The sequence below is a fragment of the Sphaerisporangium aureirubrum genome, from assembly GCF_042658925.1.
Lineage (GTDB): Bacteria > Actinomycetota > Actinomycetes > Streptosporangiales > Streptosporangiaceae > Sphaerisporangium > Sphaerisporangium aureirubrum.
The window spans coordinates 170,596-187,811 of record NZ_JBHSRF010000009.1 but is presented as its reverse complement, the minus strand read 5'-3'; the positions used below and the strand labels follow the sequence as shown (position 1 = coordinate 187,811).

At 71.5% G+C, this 17,216-nt stretch carries 14 protein-coding genes and 1 tRNA gene; 7 read left to right on the top strand and 8 right to left on the bottom strand.

Annotated elements, in window-relative coordinates:
* Together ACFP1K_RS09980 and ACFP1K_RS09975 are read left to right on the top strand one after the other, a co-directional pair.
* The coding region (locus tag ACFP1K_RS09980) for a hypothetical protein (protein ID WP_380749456.1) at positions 1-290 on the top strand (290 nt) is incomplete at its 5' end.
* A 404-nt stretch (positions 291-694) separates the two neighbouring features.
* Positions 695-1,096, top strand: coding sequence for a hypothetical protein (locus ACFP1K_RS09975; protein WP_380749453.1), 402 nt, complete (start codon positions 695-697; stop codon positions 1,094-1,096).
* 226 nt (positions 1,097-1,322) lie between these two features.
* On the opposite strand, the gene ACFP1K_RS09970 is transcribed toward ACFP1K_RS09975, so the two are convergent.
* Positions 1,323-2,963 (bottom strand): bifunctional 3'-5' exonuclease/DNA polymerase, encoded by a 1,641-nt coding sequence (locus ACFP1K_RS09970; RefSeq protein ID WP_380749450.1) that lies wholly within the window; start codon positions 2,961-2,963, stop codon positions 1,323-1,325.
* Between the two features lie 164 nt (positions 2,964-3,127).
* Between ACFP1K_RS09970 and ACFP1K_RS09965 the strand changes: the two genes are divergently transcribed.
* The gene (locus tag ACFP1K_RS09965; RefSeq protein ID WP_380749447.1) at positions 3,128-3,943 is read left to right on the top strand and encodes a UbiA family prenyltransferase; all 816 of its coding nucleotides are present in this window, start codon (positions 3,128-3,130) and stop codon (positions 3,941-3,943) included.
* A gap of 22 nt (positions 3,944-3,965) precedes the next feature.
* Here ACFP1K_RS09965 and ACFP1K_RS09960 read toward each other — a convergent pair whose 3' ends face one another.
* Positions 3,966-4,874, bottom strand: a complete 909-nt coding sequence (locus ACFP1K_RS09960; RefSeq protein ID WP_380749444.1) for a LysR family transcriptional regulator — start codon at positions 4,872-4,874, stop codon at positions 3,966-3,968.
* Positions 4,875-5,111: 237 nt separating this feature from the next.
* On the opposite strand from ACFP1K_RS09960, the gene ACFP1K_RS09955 reads away from it, so the two are divergent.
* Positions 5,112-6,314, top strand: coding sequence for an MFS transporter (locus ACFP1K_RS09955; RefSeq protein WP_380749442.1), 1,203 nt, complete (start codon positions 5,112-5,114; stop codon positions 6,312-6,314).
* 69 nt (positions 6,315-6,383) lie between these two features.
* On the opposite strand, the gene ACFP1K_RS09950 is transcribed toward ACFP1K_RS09955, so the two are convergent.
* Positions 6,384-7,238 (bottom strand): class I SAM-dependent methyltransferase, encoded by an 855-nt coding sequence (locus ACFP1K_RS09950; protein WP_380749439.1) that lies wholly within the window; start codon positions 7,236-7,238, stop codon positions 6,384-6,386.
* 47 nt (positions 7,239-7,285) lie between these two features.
* Here ACFP1K_RS09950 and ACFP1K_RS09945 point away from each other — a divergent pair, with 47 nt between their 5' ends.
* Positions 7,286-7,879: a helix-turn-helix domain-containing protein gene (locus tag ACFP1K_RS09945; protein ID WP_380749436.1), complete on the top strand. Its 594-nt coding sequence runs from the start codon at positions 7,286-7,288 to the stop codon at positions 7,877-7,879.
* 7 nt (positions 7,880-7,886) lie between these two features.
* Here the strand turns inward: ACFP1K_RS09945 and ACFP1K_RS09940 are convergent, their stop codons facing one another.
* Positions 7,887-8,963 carry a helix-turn-helix domain-containing protein gene (locus tag ACFP1K_RS09940; protein WP_380749433.1) on the bottom strand — a complete coding sequence of 359 codons (1,077 nt, stop codon included), beginning with the start codon at positions 8,961-8,963 and terminating at the stop codon, positions 7,887-7,889.
* Positions 8,964-9,095: 132 nt separating this feature from the next.
* Here ACFP1K_RS09940 and ACFP1K_RS09935 point away from each other — a divergent pair, with 132 nt between their 5' ends.
* Together ACFP1K_RS09935 and ACFP1K_RS09930 are read left to right on the top strand one after the other, a co-directional pair.
* Positions 9,096-11,528, top strand: a complete 2,433-nt coding sequence (locus ACFP1K_RS09935) for a helix-turn-helix domain-containing protein (protein ID WP_380749430.1) — start codon at positions 9,096-9,098, stop codon at positions 11,526-11,528.
* Positions 11,529-11,640: 112 nt separating this feature from the next.
* A complete protein-coding gene (locus ACFP1K_RS09930; RefSeq protein ID WP_380749427.1) occupies positions 11,641-12,141 on the top strand; it encodes a hypothetical protein in 501 nt (166 codons plus the stop codon).
* A gap of 90 nt (positions 12,142-12,231) precedes the next feature.
* Here ACFP1K_RS09930 and ACFP1K_RS09925 read toward each other — a convergent pair.
* The 4 genes from ACFP1K_RS09925 to ACFP1K_RS09910 form a co-directional block, all read right to left on the bottom strand.
* Positions 12,232-12,308 (bottom strand) — tRNA-Met (locus ACFP1K_RS09925).
* Positions 12,309-12,406: 98 nt separating this feature from the next.
* Positions 12,407-15,313 carry a UPF0182 family membrane protein gene (locus ACFP1K_RS09920; protein WP_380749424.1) on the bottom strand — a complete coding sequence of 969 codons (2,907 nt, stop codon included), beginning with the start codon at positions 15,311-15,313 and terminating at the stop codon, positions 12,407-12,409.
* Between the two features lie 275 nt (positions 15,314-15,588).
* Positions 15,589-16,632, bottom strand: a complete 1,044-nt coding sequence (locus ACFP1K_RS09915) for a YlbL family protein (RefSeq protein ID WP_380749421.1) — start codon at positions 16,630-16,632, stop codon at positions 15,589-15,591.
* A gap of 69 nt (positions 16,633-16,701) precedes the next feature.
* Positions 16,702-17,127 (bottom strand): molybdenum cofactor biosynthesis protein MoaE, encoded by a 426-nt coding sequence (locus ACFP1K_RS09910; RefSeq protein ID WP_380749418.1) that lies wholly within the window; start codon positions 17,125-17,127, stop codon positions 16,702-16,704.
* Between the last annotated feature and the right edge of the window lie 89 nt (positions 17,128-17,216).

Below are 17,216 nucleotides of genomic sequence, written 5' to 3'. Positions count from 1 at the left end.
GCCAGGATCAAACTCTCCAAACAATGTCTGAAGAACAATCCAAGCAAGACACCCCCGCGCTACACGGAAGTGCCTCATCAAAGGAAAACCATCCCCACTCCACCCGCAGAACACGGGCAAGCCAGGGGACGGGGTTCATGCATATTCATGCACTGGCTTTTAGCACACTGTTGAGTTCTCAAGAAACGGACGCGTACTCCGATCGAACCGGGCTGGAGGCCCAGCCCCACCGGGGCGTTCATCTGTCTGTAACTTTACCAGATCCCGACAGTCCCGATCAAATCGTTTGATCTATCCGAAACCATCACAAACCGGCTAAAGTTCGTGCTGCCCTGTCTCCAGAGCAACCCTTCTAACTTACCAGGCGATCCGGACACATGCGAACCAACCGCATGAAGCCGGACAATCCGGACGTTTAAGGGGTTTGCGGGCATGCCGGTAGTCCCAAGATTTTGGATCTTTCGGGGGCCGACCGTGCCCAACGAGGGAAAACTCTAGCAGCCCCCTGGGGCAGACGAGGCCACTTCGGCGGGCGGTAAACCTTCACCGCCTCTCAGCCATCCCAACAGCGTGCGATTCGTGCGGGGGCAACCCACCGGCAAGTCATCCGCAATCGCCAGACGTTACGAAGAGGGTGCGGGACTCCGCAGGCATCACCCCGATGCCCGGAACCCCGCCCGTGGAGGTGGACATCATGACGCGGTCGGAGTTCGACGACATCCGTGCACACATCGCGGCCGACGAAGGTGACTCGGATGAGCTTCTGTTGATCGCTCGGACCTTGCTGGACGATCTGGAGCAGGCGCGTCTGCGCGAGGCCACCCTTCAGGCGCGCTACCTGGAGTTGCTGACCGCCGCGCGGGCCACGATGGCGTCCGATGCCGTCGGGGACCCGAACCCCCTGACGTTCCTGAGGCATGCGCTCGGCAGGCGTGGTCAGATGCCTTCCGCCGACGAGGACGTCATGCGGATCCTTTCCGACGCCCGTACGGCCGCCGCGTTGATCGCCCATCTCACCGAGGTGCCTCCGCCCCGTCCCCGGCCGAGCGCGCGGATGAGCCGGTGCGTCGGCCCGAGCCGGAGGCTGGCCCGCTGAGCGGCCCAGACCGGGAAAGCACACTGACGCGCTTTACCGTGGCCTGGAATTGGGCCTGGAAGACTTCCACCCATGTGGAAGCGGGGGATGAACTGGGCGGCCGTGACGCTCGTGGGGGTGTTCGGAGTCTTGTGGCTGGGCGTGGTGGTGTTCGCCGCCACGGCCACCTCGAGCTGGATCCGGGCCGCGCAGGCCCTCTTCGGAGTCTGCCTGATCGGATGGGCGGTCAGGCGATCGCTGTCGCTGCTGGTCCTGGCTCGGGCTCGCTGACCGGTTTGGCGTCGGCGTAGCACGTCACCGCGACCGCCTCCATGGGGATGCGCACGGGCGTCTCCCCGAAGAGCAGCCGGGTGGCCTGGACGGCCGCCCGGCCCACCGCCCCGGACACCTCGCCCACCAGCTCCTCTGGGCAATGCACCATCACCTCGTCGTGCTGGAAGAACACCAGCCGGGCCGGCGCGGGCAGCAGGCCCCGCAGCAGGGCCATCTGCGTCAGCGACCACTCCGCCGCCGTCGCCTGGACGACGAAGTTGCGGGTGAACCGGCCCCGGTCGCGCGCCGCGCGCGCCCCCTCGGGCCCGGCGACCAGCCTGGACCAGTGCTTGGAGGGCGGCGGGCAGGTGCGGCCCAGCCAGGAACGCACCAGCCGTCCCTCCTCGCCGGCCTTGGCGGCCTCTTCCACGAACGCGTACGCCTGGGGGTAGCGCTGCCGCATGACGGCGAGCAGCTTGAGGGCGTCCCCGCTGGTCCCGCCGTACATCGCGGACAGCATGGCGATCTTGGCGTTCTGGCGGGACCCGCCGAACGCCTGGGCCAGCGCGGCGTAGAGGTCGATCTCCCCGGCGGCCCGGGCGAGCCCGCCGTCCCCGGCCATGGCCGCGAGCACCCGGGGCTCCAGCTGGGCTCCGTCGGCGACGACCAGGCGCCAGCCCTCGTCGGCCATCACGACCTGACGCATCACCTTGGGGATCTGCAGGGCGCCCCCGCCGTTCGTCGCCCAGCGGCCGGACACGACGCCGCCCGCGACGTACTCGGGGCGGAAACGATGGCCGCGTACCCATTGGTCCGCCCAGACCCAGCCGTGGAAGCTGTACAGCCGGGCCAGCTCCTTGTACGCCAGCAGCGGCGCGACGGCGGGGTGATCCACCTCCTTGAGCACGTGGGACCTGGTGGACGCCACGCTGAGGCCCGCCGCCTTGAACGCCCGGACGATCTGCTGCGGGGAGTCGGGGTTGACGGTCGTCCCGAAGGCCGCGTCGACCTGGTCGGCCAAGGCTTGGAGCTTGGCCGGGCGCATGCCGTGCACAGGGCGGGGGCCGAGCATGCCGGTGAGCAGCGCGTCGTGGACGTCCTCACGCCAGGGCATGCCGTCGTGGCCCATCTCGGCGGCGATCAGCGCCCCGGCGGACTCCGCGGCGACCAGCAGGCGGAACCGGGCGGGGTCGGCGGTCCGCTCGATGCGCCTGACTTGGTCGCCGTAGACCTCGGCCACGTCGACCGGCAGCGGCTCGGGCTCGAAAAGGGTGGCCTGACGGGCGTGCGCCCCGGTCTCGTCCGCAGGGACGGGCAGGCCGCGCAGCCGCGCGTACGCCGCCCCGGCCGACCGCGGCTCGCCGTACCTGCCCTCGTGGCCGAGCAGCAGCGCCTCGGTCAGGGTGAGGTCGTGGCAGCGGGCGGGGCGCACGTCGCGGGCGAGGAGCGGGGGGTAGACGGCGCGGGTGTCCGCCCAGATCCACCGGGGTTGCTCGACGCGTTCCAGGTCGCGGACGGCCTCGGCGAGGTCGTCGACGTGCGTGACGGCCCCCGCGCGCCCGCCGAGGGGCCGCAGGGTAGCGCCGCCCCCCTCGGGCGTCACCGCGATCCACACGTCGTTCAGGTTACCCGCCCGCGCCGACATTTTCGATCACAGGTTCGAGTGCGGCGCGGCCGGCGCTCCGGCGCGGGGTGATGTGGACGGCGGCAGCCGGTCGTACGGCGCGACGGGGGCGGCGGCGGCGCCCGTCCGGCGTGATGTGGGCGAGGATTGATCACATGCTCACCGTGCTGCGTGCCGCCCATCCCGGTCCGACCGCGGTCGTCACCGCCGCGGGGTGCGCCCTCGCGGCGGCGGCCGGGCGGGGGGTGGCCGGGACGGTGCTGGTGGGGGCGGCCGTGCTGGCCGGGCAGTTGTCGATCGGCTGGAGCAACGACTGGCTCGACCGCAGGCGGGACCGGGCCGTGGGCAGGGCCGACAAGCCGCTCGCCGAGCAGGCCGTCGCGCCGCGCACGATCGCGGTGGCGGCGGGGACGGCGCTGGTGCTGTGCGTGCCGCTGTCGCTGGCCAGCGGGGTGGCGGCCGGGCTGGTGCACCTGGTCGCGGTCGCGTTCGGGTGGTTGTACAACCTGTGGCTCAAGGCGGGGCCGTTCTCCCCGCTGCCGTTCGCGGTGGCGTTCGGGCTGCTGCCGGCGTTCGTGACGCTGGGGCTGCCGGGCGAGCCGTGGCCGGCGTGGTGGGCGACGGTCGCGGGCGCGCTGCTCGGCATGGGCGCCCACTTCGCCAACGTCGTGCCTGATCTGCCCGGCGATCTGGCGCTCGGCGTGCGCGGCCTGCCGCAGCGGCTCGGCCCCACCGGCGCGCGGGTGGGTGCCGCCGCCCTGCTGGTCGCCGCGTCCCTGGTGATCGCCCTGGCGCCGGGCGGCCGTACCGCGCCGCTCGCGGTCGCCGGGCTGGGGGCGGTCGCGCTGGCGCTCGCGGGCGGCGCGCTGATGGCGCGCCGGTCGGTGCGGCGGGCGGCGTTCGCGGTGACGCTCGCCGTGGCGGCCGTCGACCTGGTGGTCTTCGTCGCCCAGGGCAGCCGCCTGGTGTGACCCGGACGGACCGGGGTCCCGGTCACGGCACCATGACCCCGGGGTCGGCGTGCACGTGGCCGTCCACCATGGCGAGCAGTGCCTTGACGGCGGCGCTCGGGCGGCGGGCCGTGGCGGTCGCCACGCCGAGGGACCAGGGCAGCGTGTCGTCCGCCACCGGCACCGCCCGCACCCGGGGGTCGCGCCGCACGGCGAAGGCGGGGATCAGCGCCACGCCGAGCCCGTGGCCGACGTACGCGGTGGCGGTCCCGATGTCGATCACCTCGATGGCGACGTGGCGCTGCATTCCCGTCGCGGCCAGTTCGCGGTCGACCACCGCGCGGTTGCCGAAGCCGACGGGCGAGTCGATGAACGGCTCGTCGATCAGCGCGGAAAGACGTATCTCATGCGCGCCGGCGAGCCGGTGCCCGGCGGGAAGGATCGCGACCAGCGGCACCGTGGCCAGTTCCCGGACGGTCAGCCCCGCCGGTGGACGGCCGGGCAGCGAGACGAACGCGATGTCGAGCCGTCCCTCCAGCACGGACTGCGCCAGCCCCGCCGACCCGCTCGGCGCCGCGCGCAGCCTGATGGTGACCGCCGGGTGCCTGGCGTGGAACTCGCCGAACAGGGCCGGCATGTCGAGGATGCCGACCGTGGTCATGGTGCCGACGTTCACCGTGCCGCGCAGCCCGCCGCGCACCTCGCCGACCGCGTCCCGGGCGGCCTGCGCCGCCGCCAGCGTGGCCCGCGCTTCGGGCAGCAGCGCGGCCCCGGCGTCGGTGAGGGCGACGCGCTTGGAGTCGCGTTCGAAGAGGGTCGCGCCGAGATCGTGCTCCAGGGCTCGTATCGCGGCGGACACGGCGGACTGCACGATGTGCAGGCGCTGCGCCGCGCGGGTGAAGTTGAGCTCGTCGGCGACGGCCAGAAAGCACTCAAGGTGGCGCAGCTCCATACCCGACCATCTCCCGAACCGATGAGCGCGATCGAAAACAAGCGTTGGACGCGATTGTAGATACGCACGCATCCTGTGATGTGTTCAGAGCGATGCGCCCGAGCAGGAGCCCCCATGCCCGCCCCGACCGGCACTTCCCCCGTCAGCGCCATCTCACCAGACCGGGCGGACCGCGTACCGTCCGGGCCCCGGGCAGATGGGAACGGCTCCCGGACGGCGGAGGGAACCGGCACGGCGATGCGGCACGGCATGGGTAGGTGGTACGGCGCGGCCGGTCACCGGGCCGGGTTCTGGATCACCGCGTTCACGTTCCTGATCTCGATGGCGTTCACCACCGTGCCGACCCCGCTGTGGGCGATCTACCAGCGGGAGGACGGCTTCTCGACCGCGATGGTGACCGTGGCGTTCGCCGCGTACGCGGTGGGCGTCGTCGTCAGCCTGTTCCTGGCGGGCCATCTCTCCGACCGGTTCGGCCGCCGCCGCGTGCTGCTGCCCGCCGTCGTGATCGAGGTCGCCGCGGCCGTGATGTTCCTGACCTCCACGTCCCTCGGGGTGCTCATCGTCGCCCGCGCGGTCACCGGTCTCGGCATCGGCATGGTGACCGCGACCGCCACCGCGTACCTAACGGACCTGCACACCGCCGCCCGCCCGCGGGCCGGCCGCGGCCGGGCGGACCTGGTCGCCACCGCGGCCAACATGGGCGGCTTCGCCGTGGGCTCACTGGCCTCCGGCGTGCTCGCCCAGTACGTCGACGGCCCGCTGCGCACCCCGTACCTGGTCTTCCTGGGCCTCCTGGTGGTCGCCGCCGCCGGCGTCGTGCTGGTCCCCGAGACCGTCAGCCCCGTGGCGCCGCGGCCCCCGTATCGTCCTCAGCGCGTCTCCGTGCCCGCCGAACACCGGCCCGCGTACTTCGCCGCCGCCTCGGCCGCGTTCACCACCTTCGCCGTCCTCGGGCTCTTCACGTCCCTGGCCCCCGGCTTCGTCGCGAACACCCTGCACCACCCGTCCCGCGCCCTGGCCGGCCTGGTCACCTTCCTGGTCTTCGCCGCGGCCGCGGCGACCCAGATCGTCCTGCGCCGCCTGGCCCTGCGTCCTCAGCTCGCCACCGGCCTCGTCCTGATGTGCACGGGCCTGGCCACGCTCACCGCCGCCGTCTGGTTCCCCAGCCTCGCGGCCTTCCTGATCGGTGGCATCCTGGCGGGCGCCGGCGCGGGCGTGCTCTTCAAGGCCACCGTCTCGCGGGTCCTCACCCTCGCCACCCCCGAGCACCGCGGCGAGGCGCTGGCCGGCCTGTTCCTCACCGCCTACGTCGGCCTGGCCGTCCCCATCCTGGCCCTCGGCCTCGCCACCCACTACGTCGCCATCCGCACGGCCCTCCTGGCCTTCGCCGCCGCCCTCGTCCTCATCTGCGCCGCGGTCAGCCGCCGCCTCCTGCGCTGATCGCCCGCACGGCGCGGCTCAGACGACAAGGCCCTGATCACCTCGGTGACCGGGGCCTTTCCCGTGGCCCTACGGCCGTCTGGCCACCAAGGCCGTCCTCGTGCCGCGGACGAAGAGGTCGTCGCGCCGCAGGGCGCCGTCCGGGCCGTCGCCGTCGATGACGGTGTCGAGCGTGGCCAGATCCTCGGCGCTCAAGCGGTCTTCCACACGGGAACGGATGCGTCGCAGGAACGCCAGGGCGTAGCGGCGGCTGTGCTCGGAGAGCGGCGGGGGCAGGTCGACGGTGAAAGTCTGCGCGACCTCGACGGTGAAACCGGCGCCGGACAGGAACGAGCTCCAGTCGGCGTGGAAATGCGGCATCTCGGCCGCGTGTGCCTCGGCGAGGGCGGCGTGGCAGCGATCCTCCAGGCCGGGACGGCCGATGCCGAGGTCGCCGGGCAGGGAGCGCGGGAAGGAGTCCAGCTCCATCATCGCCAGGAGCCCGCCGGGACGGAGCGCGGCGAAGACATCGGTGAGGACGCGGGCGGGATCCGTCATGTGGTGCATCGACGCGGACGCCCATACCAGGTCGACGGTGCCGACGGCGGGCCACGCCGCGTCCAGGTCGGCCTCGACGGTGCGGAGCCTCCGGGCCACGCCGAGGTCGCGGGCCCTGTCCTCGACGCGGTGCAGCATCTGCGCGGACGTGTCGACGGCGATCGCGTCGGCGTCCTCGAACCGCTGGAGCAGCGCGAAGACGCCCGTGCCGGTCCCGCTGCCCAGGTCGAGGATCCGGCGGACCGGCATGCCCGCGGCCAGCCCGTGGATCAAGCCGATCACTTCGGTCAGGACCGGGCGGAATATCTCGGCGTCGAGATCCAGGAGCTCGGCCATCGCCGAGCCGTCGTCTTCGGCTGTCGCATGATGGTGGTGTCGATGTGCCATGGCCCGACACTAAGCGCGTCTTGCCGATCGGACATACCATCTTGCGTATGAAGCAAGACGATGAGCTCGACGACTTGGTCCGCAAGCGCATCAGAGGGCTGCGTGTGGCCCTCGGATGGTCGCTCGACGACCTGGGCACCCGGTGCCATCTGAGCCCTTCCACCTTGAGCCGCATCGAGACGGGTCACCGCCGGATCGGACTCGACCAGCTGACCGCCATCTCCCGTGCTCTCGGGACCACCCTCGACCAGCTGGTGGAGTCCGTCGCCGACGAGGACGTGGTGATCAGGCCGCAGCATGATCCGGTACGGGGCCTGACCGCCTGGATGCTGAACCCGGAGACCGGGCCGCGTGGCATGACCGTCGCCAAGATACGGATCACCAGGCCGGTGCCCCGGCGCGGTGTCGACGAACTCAAGGTGCACCCCGGCAAGGACTGGTTCCTGGTCCTGTCGGGGACCATCGTGCTGCTGCTCGGAGAGCGCACCATCACGGTCACCACCGGTCAGGCGGCGGCCTTCTCCACCATGGTCCCCCACGCCTTCGGCGCCCAGGGCGGCCCGGCGGAGGTCCTGGCCATCCTCGACCACGACGGGCAACGCACCCACCTGGTGGGCTCGCCCCGGGTGGACGAGCCGTAAGCCTGTTTCAGTGCCCGCGGGGAGGCCTGCCGGTGATCGCCGACCCTTCGGCGAGCCGCAGCCTCCTGGTGGCGTGCCGGTGCGAGGCGGGGTGCAGCCGGAACCAGCCCGGACGCGGCGCGTCGGCCAGCAGCCCGGCTTCGATCAGCGCGTCGACGGCCGTCTCGGCGTCGGCGGGTCCGAGTCCGGCGATGTCCGCCGCGACCGTGACCGGGTGGTCCCCGGGCGGCAGCAGCGCGAGCCGTCGGAACAGGCGGCGCGCCTCCGGGCGGAGCCGATGGTAGGTCTCGTCCAGGACGGCGCCGGACGCGGGGGGCGCGTCGCCCGGCAGCGGGTCGAGCGGGCACCACCGCGCGCCGAACAGGCCTGCCAGGCCGCTCCGGCTGGTGACGATCACCAGCCAGCCGGCGGAGGTCGGCAGGAGCGGGCGGACCTGGTCCTCGGCGACGGCGTCGTCGAGGACCAGCACGCCGCGGCGCCCGGTCATCACGGCCCGCAGCAGGTTGGTGCGCTCCAGGACGGGCCACGGGACACGGGACTCGGGTACGCCGAGCGCGCGCATCAGGTGGCCGAGAGCCGTGCCGGGCGCGATCGCCAGCCGGTTCCTCCCCCGTAGGTCGAGGAGAAGCCCCTGGGCCCCGTGCGCGGCGACCACCCGGTGTGCGGCCCGGATCGCCAGCCGGGTCTTGCCCGCCCCGGCCGGCCCGCAGATCACCACGACCGCCGGGCCGACGCTCCGCCCGTCCGCCGTCATCGCGGTGTCGGCCATCTCGCCGAGCGTCGCCAGCTCACCGTCACGACCGGTGAAGGGTTCGGTGTCGGGGGGCAGCCCGAGGACCGCCGCGCCGCCTCCCGCCTCGGTGAACGAGGCCAGCAGGCTCGCCGCCTCCGGGCCGAGGGCCGCCACGAGGCGCCGGACGGTCAGCCGGTGCGGCGTCACCCGGCCGCGTTCCAGGTTGCCGACCGTCCGTGACGACAACCCGGCGGCGTCGGCGAGCTGTTCCTGGGTCATCCCCGCCGACCGTCGCAGCGCCGCGAGGCTCGCCGGGAAGGCGGGTTCGGCGTCGTCCGCACGTACCGTCATCTCTGGTCCTCTCGCCGGCCCCGCGTGGGCCGGCGTAATGGTGATCGGCACATCATTCAACGGCGTACTCCGCGACACGTTGATCATCTATTGTCCGGCGTCAGGCAGGCATGTCGAGAGGCTGGAGAAAGCGTGTCTGATCTCGATGAACCGGACGCGTTGGCGGCGTTACTGCGGCGTTACAGGCAGGCCGCCGGCCTGAGCCAGCGTCAGCTCGCCGAATCGGCGGGCCTCGGCGAGCGGACCGTACGCGACCTGGAACGGGGCCGGGTCGCGCGGCCGCAGCGGGCCACCGTCGACCGCGTGGCCGACGCCCTGCGGCTCGGGCCCGCCGACCGGGCGCTGCTCCACCGCAGCACGGCGAACCGGCGCGGCGAACCGGGCGGTGCGGCGACGGGCGACGGCCCTCTGCCCCGCGACCCGGATCCCGTCCCGGGCGCGCCCCTGATTCCCGACCTGCTCGCCGGGGTCGCCGACCGGACGGCGCGCGTGCCGCTGCCGGCGGATCCGCCGGATTTCACCGGCCGGGACGCCGAGCTGCAGGAGCTGATCGGCCACCTGGGGAGCACCGGAACGACGACCGTGGTGTACGGCCCGCCCGGTATCGGCAAGACGAGCGTGATCGTGCGCGCGGCCCGGGTGGCCGCCACGCTCCCGGACGGCGTGTTCTTCGTGGACCTGCGCGGGACCGCCGCCCGCGCCACGAGCGTGCGCGGCGCGCTCGCGCAGCTGCTCACCGATCTCGGCATGGACCGGCGCCGGCTCCCCGGCGGCACCGCCGAGCGCCGGGCGTGCTACCTGGAACGGGTCGCCGGCCGCAGCGCGATCCTGGTCCTGGACAACGCGCTGGACGCCGAGCAGGTGCTTCCGCTGCTGCCGGCCGGTGGCGACTGGCGCGTGCTGATCTCCAGCCGCCGGCGGCTCGCCGACCTGGCCGGGGCACGGCGCCTGCGGCTCGGCGCGCTGTCCGACGAGGACGCCCGGCACCTGCTCGCCGAGATGGTCAACCCGGCGCGGCTGGCGGCCGAGTCGGGCACCACCGACGAGCTCATCCACATCTGTGGCGGTCTGCCGCTGGCGCTGCGGATCGCCGGGAGCCGCCTGGCCAGCCGTCCGGGGTGGACGGTCGGCGGGCTGATGGACCGGTTGCGGGACACCCGCCGGCGCCTCGACGGCCTGTACGCCGGCGACGTCGAGGTGCGGGCCGCGTTCACCGTGTCGTACCGGCAGCTCGCGCCGGCGCCGCAGGCCGCGCTTCGCCGGCTCGCGTTGCTGCCTTGGCCCGCGTACAACGTCGCCGCCCTGGCCGACGTGCTGGACGCCGATCCGGAGGCGGCCACCGCCGTGCACGCCGCGATCGCCGAGGCCGGGCTGCTCACGCCGACGGCGGCCGACGGCCGGTTCCGGCTGCACGACCTGCTCGTCCTGTTCGGCCAGGAGCGGGCACACGACGAGGACGACGCGGCCGGACGGGAGGCCGCGCTGGAACGGGTGCGCACCCGCTTGCTGGCGACGGCGGTGGCCGTGACGTCGTGGTTCCCCACCAACCGGGCACCGGTCGTGCGGTTCCCGTTCCCCGAGCCGCGGCAGGTGTTCGACTCGGCCCGCGCGGCGCTCGACTGGTTCGAGGCGGAGCGGTACGCGGTCGTGTGGGCGGTCCGCAGGACGGCCGAGCAGCACCGCGCCGAGGAGATCATCGCCGTGGTCGAGGCCGTGCGGGGCCTGGCCGACCGGCACCACCACCTCGCGGCGTGGCACGAGCTGTTCCGGCTCGCGGTCGACGCGGCGCGGGAGGCGAACAGCCCGGCGCTGGAGGCCACCCTGCGCAACGCGCTCGGCTTCGCGCTCAAGTACCAGGCCAGGCGCCCTGAGGAGGCGCTGCCCGAGCACGAACAGGCCAGGCGGCTGTACGCCGAGATCGGCGACCGGCCCGGGCACGCCTGGAGCACGTTGTACACGGTCGGGGCGCTGCACCGTTCCGGCCGGCTGCCGGAGGCCCTGGACCGGGCGCGGCTCGCGGCGACGCTGTTCGCCGAGATGGGTGACGAGGGCGCGGTGGTCGCCTCCTACGCGGTCGGTGACATCCTGCGGGACCTCGGCCGCCCCGTCGAGGCGGCCGAGGTGCATCGGCGCGGGCTGGCCGAGCTTCCGGATCCGGCGGGCCGGAACCGGGTCAGGTCCGGCATGATCGGCTACCGCCTCGGCCTGGACCTGACGGCCGCCGGTGACCTGACCGGCGCCGTGGAGGTCCTCGACCGCGCGCTGGCGACGTTCCGCGCGGAGCACCACCCCACCGGCATCGCCGAGTGCCTGGGGGCGCTCAGCGAGACGCTGGCCCTCCTCGGCAGCCCGAGGGCCGTCGCCGTGGGCACCGAGGCCGTCCGGATCTGCCACGAGTTCGGCGACCTCCCCCGCCAGGCCCAGGCGTGGTACGCGCTGGGCCTGGCGGCCCGTGCCGAGGGCCGGACGGACGACCACGCGCAGTGCTGGGAGCAGGCCCGGGCACTGTGCGAAACGACCGACGTGGAGGGCCGCCGGCTGGCCGAAAAGCTCGCGCAGGGGTGATGCCACTCCCGGCGGCATGGTCATGTGCCACTGGCCTGCAATGCGACGGCAAGGGGCTTGAAAGCAGTCCGGCGCAGACTGCCGACAGCTCAAGAGAAAAGGAACCACCGAAATGACTGCCACCCGGACCCTCACCGGTATCGCCCTAGTCGCCGGCGCCCTCGCTCTCACCCCCCTAGCCGCCAACGCCGACACCACCGGCTCCCCCGCCACCGTCACAGCCCAGACCGCCGCGGCCCAGAACTGGGGCACCTACTACGCCCCCAGCCGCAGGGCCAAGGCGTACGGCACGCTGTGGGCGGCCCCGAAGGACGACCCGAGCAAGCCCACCTCACTGGTGAAGGTCAGAGGCAAGATCGTCGACCGCACCCGCTCGGGCTCGAGCTGCGGCTGGGCCGTCTTCCGCGTCTCCTACGGCAAGAACGGCGAGGTCCCCAACACCCTCCGCACCTTCACCACCTGCAAATACAACAAGGCCAAGAAGTTCGGCTTCGACTTCAAGAACGTCTACCAGGTAGAACTCAAGGTCTGCTCCGAGCCAAAAGCCACCAAGCCCTCCCTGAACTGCCTCTACTCCGGAACCTGGAAGTCCCTATACGTCTACTTCGAGTAGAACCGCAACACCTCCGCACCACACAAACAACAAACACCAGAAGGCCCGGCCTCCGTTTCCGGAGACCGGGCCTTCTGGTCAACTACTTTTTGGTAGCGGGGGCAGGATTTGAACCTGCGACCTCTGGGTTATGAGCCCAGCGAGCTACCGAGCTGCTCCACCCCGCGTCGCGTTGTAGGTAAACACTATCGGGCGGGGAGGGTGGAGGCAAATCAAGTGGGGGGGTGGTCGGGTACGGCCGTGTTGGACCGTACCTGACCTGCGGTTATGAGCTGGGGGATGGGGAGGGGGTGGTGGTTCCGGCGGCGGATGAGGGGGCGGGGGTGGGGGTGGCCGACGGGCTGGAGGAGGGGGTGGCGGGGGTGGGGTTTTGCTTGCCCATGGCGGCTTCCAGGTCCTTGAGGGCTTGGGCCAGGCGCTTGTTGGCTTCGCCGTAGGCGGCGAAGTCGCCGTTCTTCAGGGCGGCCTGGCCGTCGTCGTAGGCCTTCTGGGCGTTGCTGTAGGCGGTCGCCAGGTCGGTGGTCACCTGGGGCTGGTTTGGCTGGTTCTGAGTGGGCGTGGTGGGGGTGTTGGGGAGCTGCTGGCCCTTGCCGAAGACTTGGTCCAGGGCGTCGGTCAGGGTGGTGCCGATGCCGACGTCGGAGCCGAACATGACGAGCACCCGCGCCAGGGTGGGATACCGGGCCGAGTTCTGGACCTTGGGCTGGACGTACACCGGCTCCACGTAGAGCAGGCCGCCGCCGAAGGGCAGGGTCAGCAGGTTGCCGTTCAGCGTCTCGGTGGTTCCGCCGATGCGGAGGTCGTTCAGGACGCTGGCGGCCTTGGTGTCGAAGGTGTTCTGGGCCTGTTTGGGGCCGGGGATCGTGGTGTCGCTCGGAAGCTGCAGGATGCGGATCCGGGTGTTGGAGTCACCGGTGGCGTCCACGGCCATGAAGGCGGCGAGGTTGTCCCGCTGGTTCGGCACCATCGTCGAGGTCAGCGAGAAACGGGGCTGGCTGTCGTCCGGCATCCGCAGCGTCACGTAGTACGGCGGCTGCTTGGTCTTGGAGCTGGCCGGGTCCTCGGGCACCTTCCAGAAGTCCTGACCACCGTAGAACGCGTTGGGGTCGGTGACGTGGTAGTTGCCGAGGATGTCGCGCTGCACCTTGAACAGGTCCTCGGGGTAGCGCAGGTGGTCCATGAGCTGGGGCGAGATGGCGGACTTCGGCTGGATGATCCCGCCGAAGGCCTTTTGCCAGGTCCGCAGGAGCGGGTCCTGGTCGTCCCAGGCGTACAGCGAGACCGTGCCGTCGTAGGCGTCGACGGTGGCCTTGACCGAGTTGCGGATGTAGTTGATGTGGTCGCGCGGCTGCTGGGCGGCCAGCAGGCGGTCGGTCGAGGTGTCTCTGGTCATGTCGCCGAAGCTGCGGCGCTCGGAGTAGGGGTAGTCCTCGGACATCGTGTAGCCGTCGACGATCCACAGGATCCGGCCGTTCACGACGGCGGGGTAGGGGTCGCTGTCCAGGGTCAGGAACGGCGCCACCTGCTCGATGCGGTCGCGGGGGTCACGGTTGTACAGGATGCGCGACTTGGAGTTGATGTCGGAGGAGAGCAGGAGGTTGGTCTCGCCGTACTTGGCGGCGTACAGCATGCGGGTGAGGAAGTTGCCGATCGACACCCCGCCCTTGCCGGTGTAGACGGTGTTCTCCTGGCCGCTGCCCTGCGCGTTGTTGCTCTGCTCGGGGAAGTCCAGCTCGATCTTCTTGTCGCCGCCGACGATGGAGTAGTCCGGGGAGTTCTCGCCGAAGTAGATGCGCGGCTCGAAGGTGCCGAGGCCGTTGGTCGGCGGGATGTCCTTGACGATGAAGTCGGGCTTGCCCTGGGCGTCGGTCTTGCTGCCGGGGCCGGCCACGAAGCCGAAGCCGTGGGTGTAGACGAGGTGGTCGTTGATCCAGTTGCGGTCCGGCGGGTCGCCGATCTCGCGGACCGCGACCACGGTGTCACGCGAGACGCCGTCGATGGGGTAGCGGTCGACGTCGAGCTGCTCGGGGAACTGGTAGTAGCCCTTGATCTGCTGGAGCTGCTGGAACGTCGGGGACAGCACGCTCGGGTCGAGCAGCCGCACGCCGGGGATGGTGGAGACCTCGCTCTGCAGCTCCTGCTGGGTGCCCTGGGTCTTCGCGCTGTACGGCGAGATCTCGGCCGACGAGACGTTGTAGGCGTCCCTGGTCGCGGCGATGTTGCGCGCGATGTACGCCTGCTCCTTGCTCTGCTGGTTCGGCTTGACCTGGAACTGCTCGACCAGGGCGGGGTAGACCGCGCCGACCAGGACGGCGGACAGCACGAGGAGGCCGAAGCCGACGCCGGGGAGCATGCCGCCGGAACGGACCACGCCGGCGAAGAACAGCGCGGCGCAGATCAGCGCGATGATCGCGAGGATGCTCTTGGCGGGCATCACCGCGTGCACGTCGGTATAGGACGCGCCGAAGACCTTGCCCCGGTCGGAGAACACCAGGCCGTACCGGTCGACCCAGTAGGCCACCGCCTTGAGCAGCACGAACAGGCCGACGAGCACCGACAGGTGGACCCGCGCGGCCCGGGTGGCGTGCAGGCCGGGCGACTGGAAGCGGAAGCCGCCGTAGAGGTAGTGGACGATCGCCGCGAGGATGATCGAGATGATCACCGCGGTGAACAGGAAGTTCAGCAGCAGCCGGATGAACGGGTACGTGAACATGAAGAACGAGATGTCCATCCCGAACAACGGGTCGGGCTTGTCGAACGGCGTCCTGTTCATGAACAGCAGCCAGGTCTTCCACTGCCCGCCGGTGGAGGAGCCGGTGAACAGCCCCAGGATCACCAGCCCGGCGATGAAGATCAGCTTACGATGGGGATCGACGGCCGCGCGGTAGCGGTCGGCGCCCTGTGGCCCGTTGAACAGGCCTATGCCGAACAGCGGCCGCGTGCGGTATGCGATCATCATGTTGCCGCCGACGACCCCGGCCATGATCAGCGCGCCCACCAGGAACAGCAGGAGCTGCGTGATCAGCATGGTGGAGAACACCGAGGTGTAGCCGACCGAGTCGAACCACAGCCAGTCGGTGAACATGCCGGCGAAGACGAAGAACAGGATGACGATCCCGATCAGCGCTATCGCGACGGGGACGAGAAGCCGCGGCCGGCGGGGCAAGCGCATCGCCCGACCCGCGCCGGGGTTCCGGAAGGTCAAGGCCCACCCCTAGATTTCACGAGTTACGGTCCGTGTGTCGCAACCTACACCGGTGACGGCGCCGTCACGCTCCGGGCCACGAGCACGGTACGGCCACAACCGGCGGCCGGGCCGGGGAACCCCGGCGGGTGCGGTGGCGCGGAGCACGGCGGCGCCTGCGGGCAGGACGCGCGCGTTCACGTGGCCCAACGGCCGGAGGTCCGCGCGGGTTCCCCCCGCGCGGCAAAGGATGACGGCGGCCCTCACCGGGCCTCGCACGCGGGGACGTTCCCCGAGCCGGTGCGCAGGGCGTCGATGGCCTGGACGGCCTCGCGCATCGTGGTGACCCGGACCAGGCGCAGCCCCTCGGGCACCGACTGCAGGGCGTCGCCGCAGTTGTCGCCCGGAGTGAGGAAGACCGTGGCGCCGGCGTCGCGCGCGCCGATCATCTTCTGCTGGATGCCGCCGATCGGGCCCACCTTGCCGTCGGCGGTGATGGTGCCGGTGCCGGCGATGGATCTGCCGCCGGTGAGCTCGCCGGGGGTCAGCTTGTCGTAGATGCCGAGCGAGAACATCAGGCCCGCGCTCGGGCCGCCGACGTCGCCGACGTTGACGTTGACGTTGAACGGGAACTTGAAGCGCGTTCCCATGATCATGCCGACGATGCTCGCGCCGTTGGCCTCCACGGTGCCGACGTCGACGGTCACCGGCTTGCCGTCCCTGACCACCGTGAACTCGACCTGCTCGCCGGGCTTGTGCTTGCGCACCCCCGCGGCGACGTCGTCGACGTTGCGGATCGCGGCGCCGTCGACCTCGGTGATCTGGTCGCCAGGGCGCAGCTTGCCGTCGGCGGGGCGGTTCTTCTGGGTGGAGGCGACCACGACGAGCGTGTCGATCGGGATCTTCAGCTGGTTCAGCGCGGCGGCGGTGGCGTCCTGCTGGGAGCCGGTCATCTCCTGGGTGTTCTGCTCCTCGACCTCTTTGACCGTCACGGTCTTGGGGAAGATCGTCTCTTCGGGGACGACCGCGACGCTGGGGTCCACCCAGCCGCGCAGGGCGGTGAGCAGGTCGAGGTGTGCGGTCGGGCCGCCCTGGTAGGCGACGGTGACCAGGCTGAGCTTGCCGGACGTCGGGTAGGTCTGGTGGCCCGAGATGGTGATGACGGGTTTGCCCTTCACCGTTCCCAGGGTGTTCTCGGTGGGGCCGGGGCTCAGCGCGACGTACGGGACGGGCATCAGCGCGCCGGCGCCGCCGAGCGCGAGCGTCAGGAAGCCGGCGACGACCAGCGTCAGACCTCGTCGGGACATGTAGGAACTCTATGCGCTCCGGGCGACGGTGCAGCAGCGGACACTCATCGGACGATCATCGGCCCGGGGTCAGTCGCAGGCGCCGACCCACTCGGTGGTCCCGTCGTCGAACGCCTGGTTCTTCCAGATCGGGACCTCCTTCTTGAGGTCGTCGATGAGGCGCCTCGCGGCCTGGAACGCCTCGTCGCGGTGCGGGGCCGCCGCGGCCACGATCACCGCGGCGTCGCCCAGCCGCAGGTCGCCGACCCGGTGGACGGCGGCGAGGGCGGTCAGCGCGAAGTCGGCGGCGACCTTCTCGGCGACCCGGCGCAGCTCCGCCTCGGCGCTCGGATGCGCGGAGTAGGACAGCGAGGTGACCGGCCGGCCGTGGTCGTGATCGCGCACGGTGCCCACGAACAGCGTGGTGCCCCCGGCGGACCGGTCGGCGACGGCGGCGAGCACCTCGTCGGCGGACAGCGGAGTGTCACGGATGGCGAGCAGACGAATCACGTTCACTCCACGAGATTACTCGGCACCTCGATCGCGCACCGGTGCCGGTCCACAAGCTGTGGACAACCCCGTCCCCCGTCCTCCCCGTGAGCCCC

Coding starts and splice junctions, on each gene's coding strand:
- ACFP1K_RS09930 (WP_380749427.1), top strand. CDS start 11,641: ATGACTGCCACCCGGACCCTCACCGGTATCGCCCTAGTCGCCGGCGCC.
- ACFP1K_RS09940 (WP_380749433.1), bottom strand. CDS start 8,963: ATGACGGTACGTGCGGACGACGCCGAACCCGCCTTCCCGGCGAGCCTC.
- ACFP1K_RS09955 (WP_380749442.1), top strand. CDS start 5,112: ATGCGGCACGGCATGGGTAGGTGGTACGGCGCGGCCGGTCACCGGGCC.
- ACFP1K_RS09945 (WP_380749436.1), top strand. CDS start 7,286: ATGAAGCAAGACGATGAGCTCGACGACTTGGTCCGCAAGCGCATCAGA.
- ACFP1K_RS09920 (WP_380749424.1), bottom strand. CDS start 15,313: ATGCGCTTGCCCCGCCGGCCGCGGCTTCTCGTCCCCGTCGCGATAGCG.
- ACFP1K_RS09960 (WP_380749444.1), bottom strand. CDS start 4,874: ATGGAGCTGCGCCACCTTGAGTGCTTTCTGGCCGTCGCCGACGAGCTC.
- ACFP1K_RS09950 (WP_380749439.1), bottom strand. CDS start 7,238: ATGGCACATCGACACCACCATCATGCGACAGCCGAAGACGACGGCTCG.
- ACFP1K_RS09975 (WP_380749453.1), top strand. CDS start 695: ATGACGCGGTCGGAGTTCGACGACATCCGTGCACACATCGCGGCCGAC.
- ACFP1K_RS09915 (WP_380749421.1), bottom strand. CDS start 16,632: ATGTCCCGACGAGGTCTGACGCTGGTCGTCGCCGGCTTCCTGACGCTC.
- ACFP1K_RS09965 (WP_380749447.1), top strand. CDS start 3,128: ATGCTCACCGTGCTGCGTGCCGCCCATCCCGGTCCGACCGCGGTCGTC.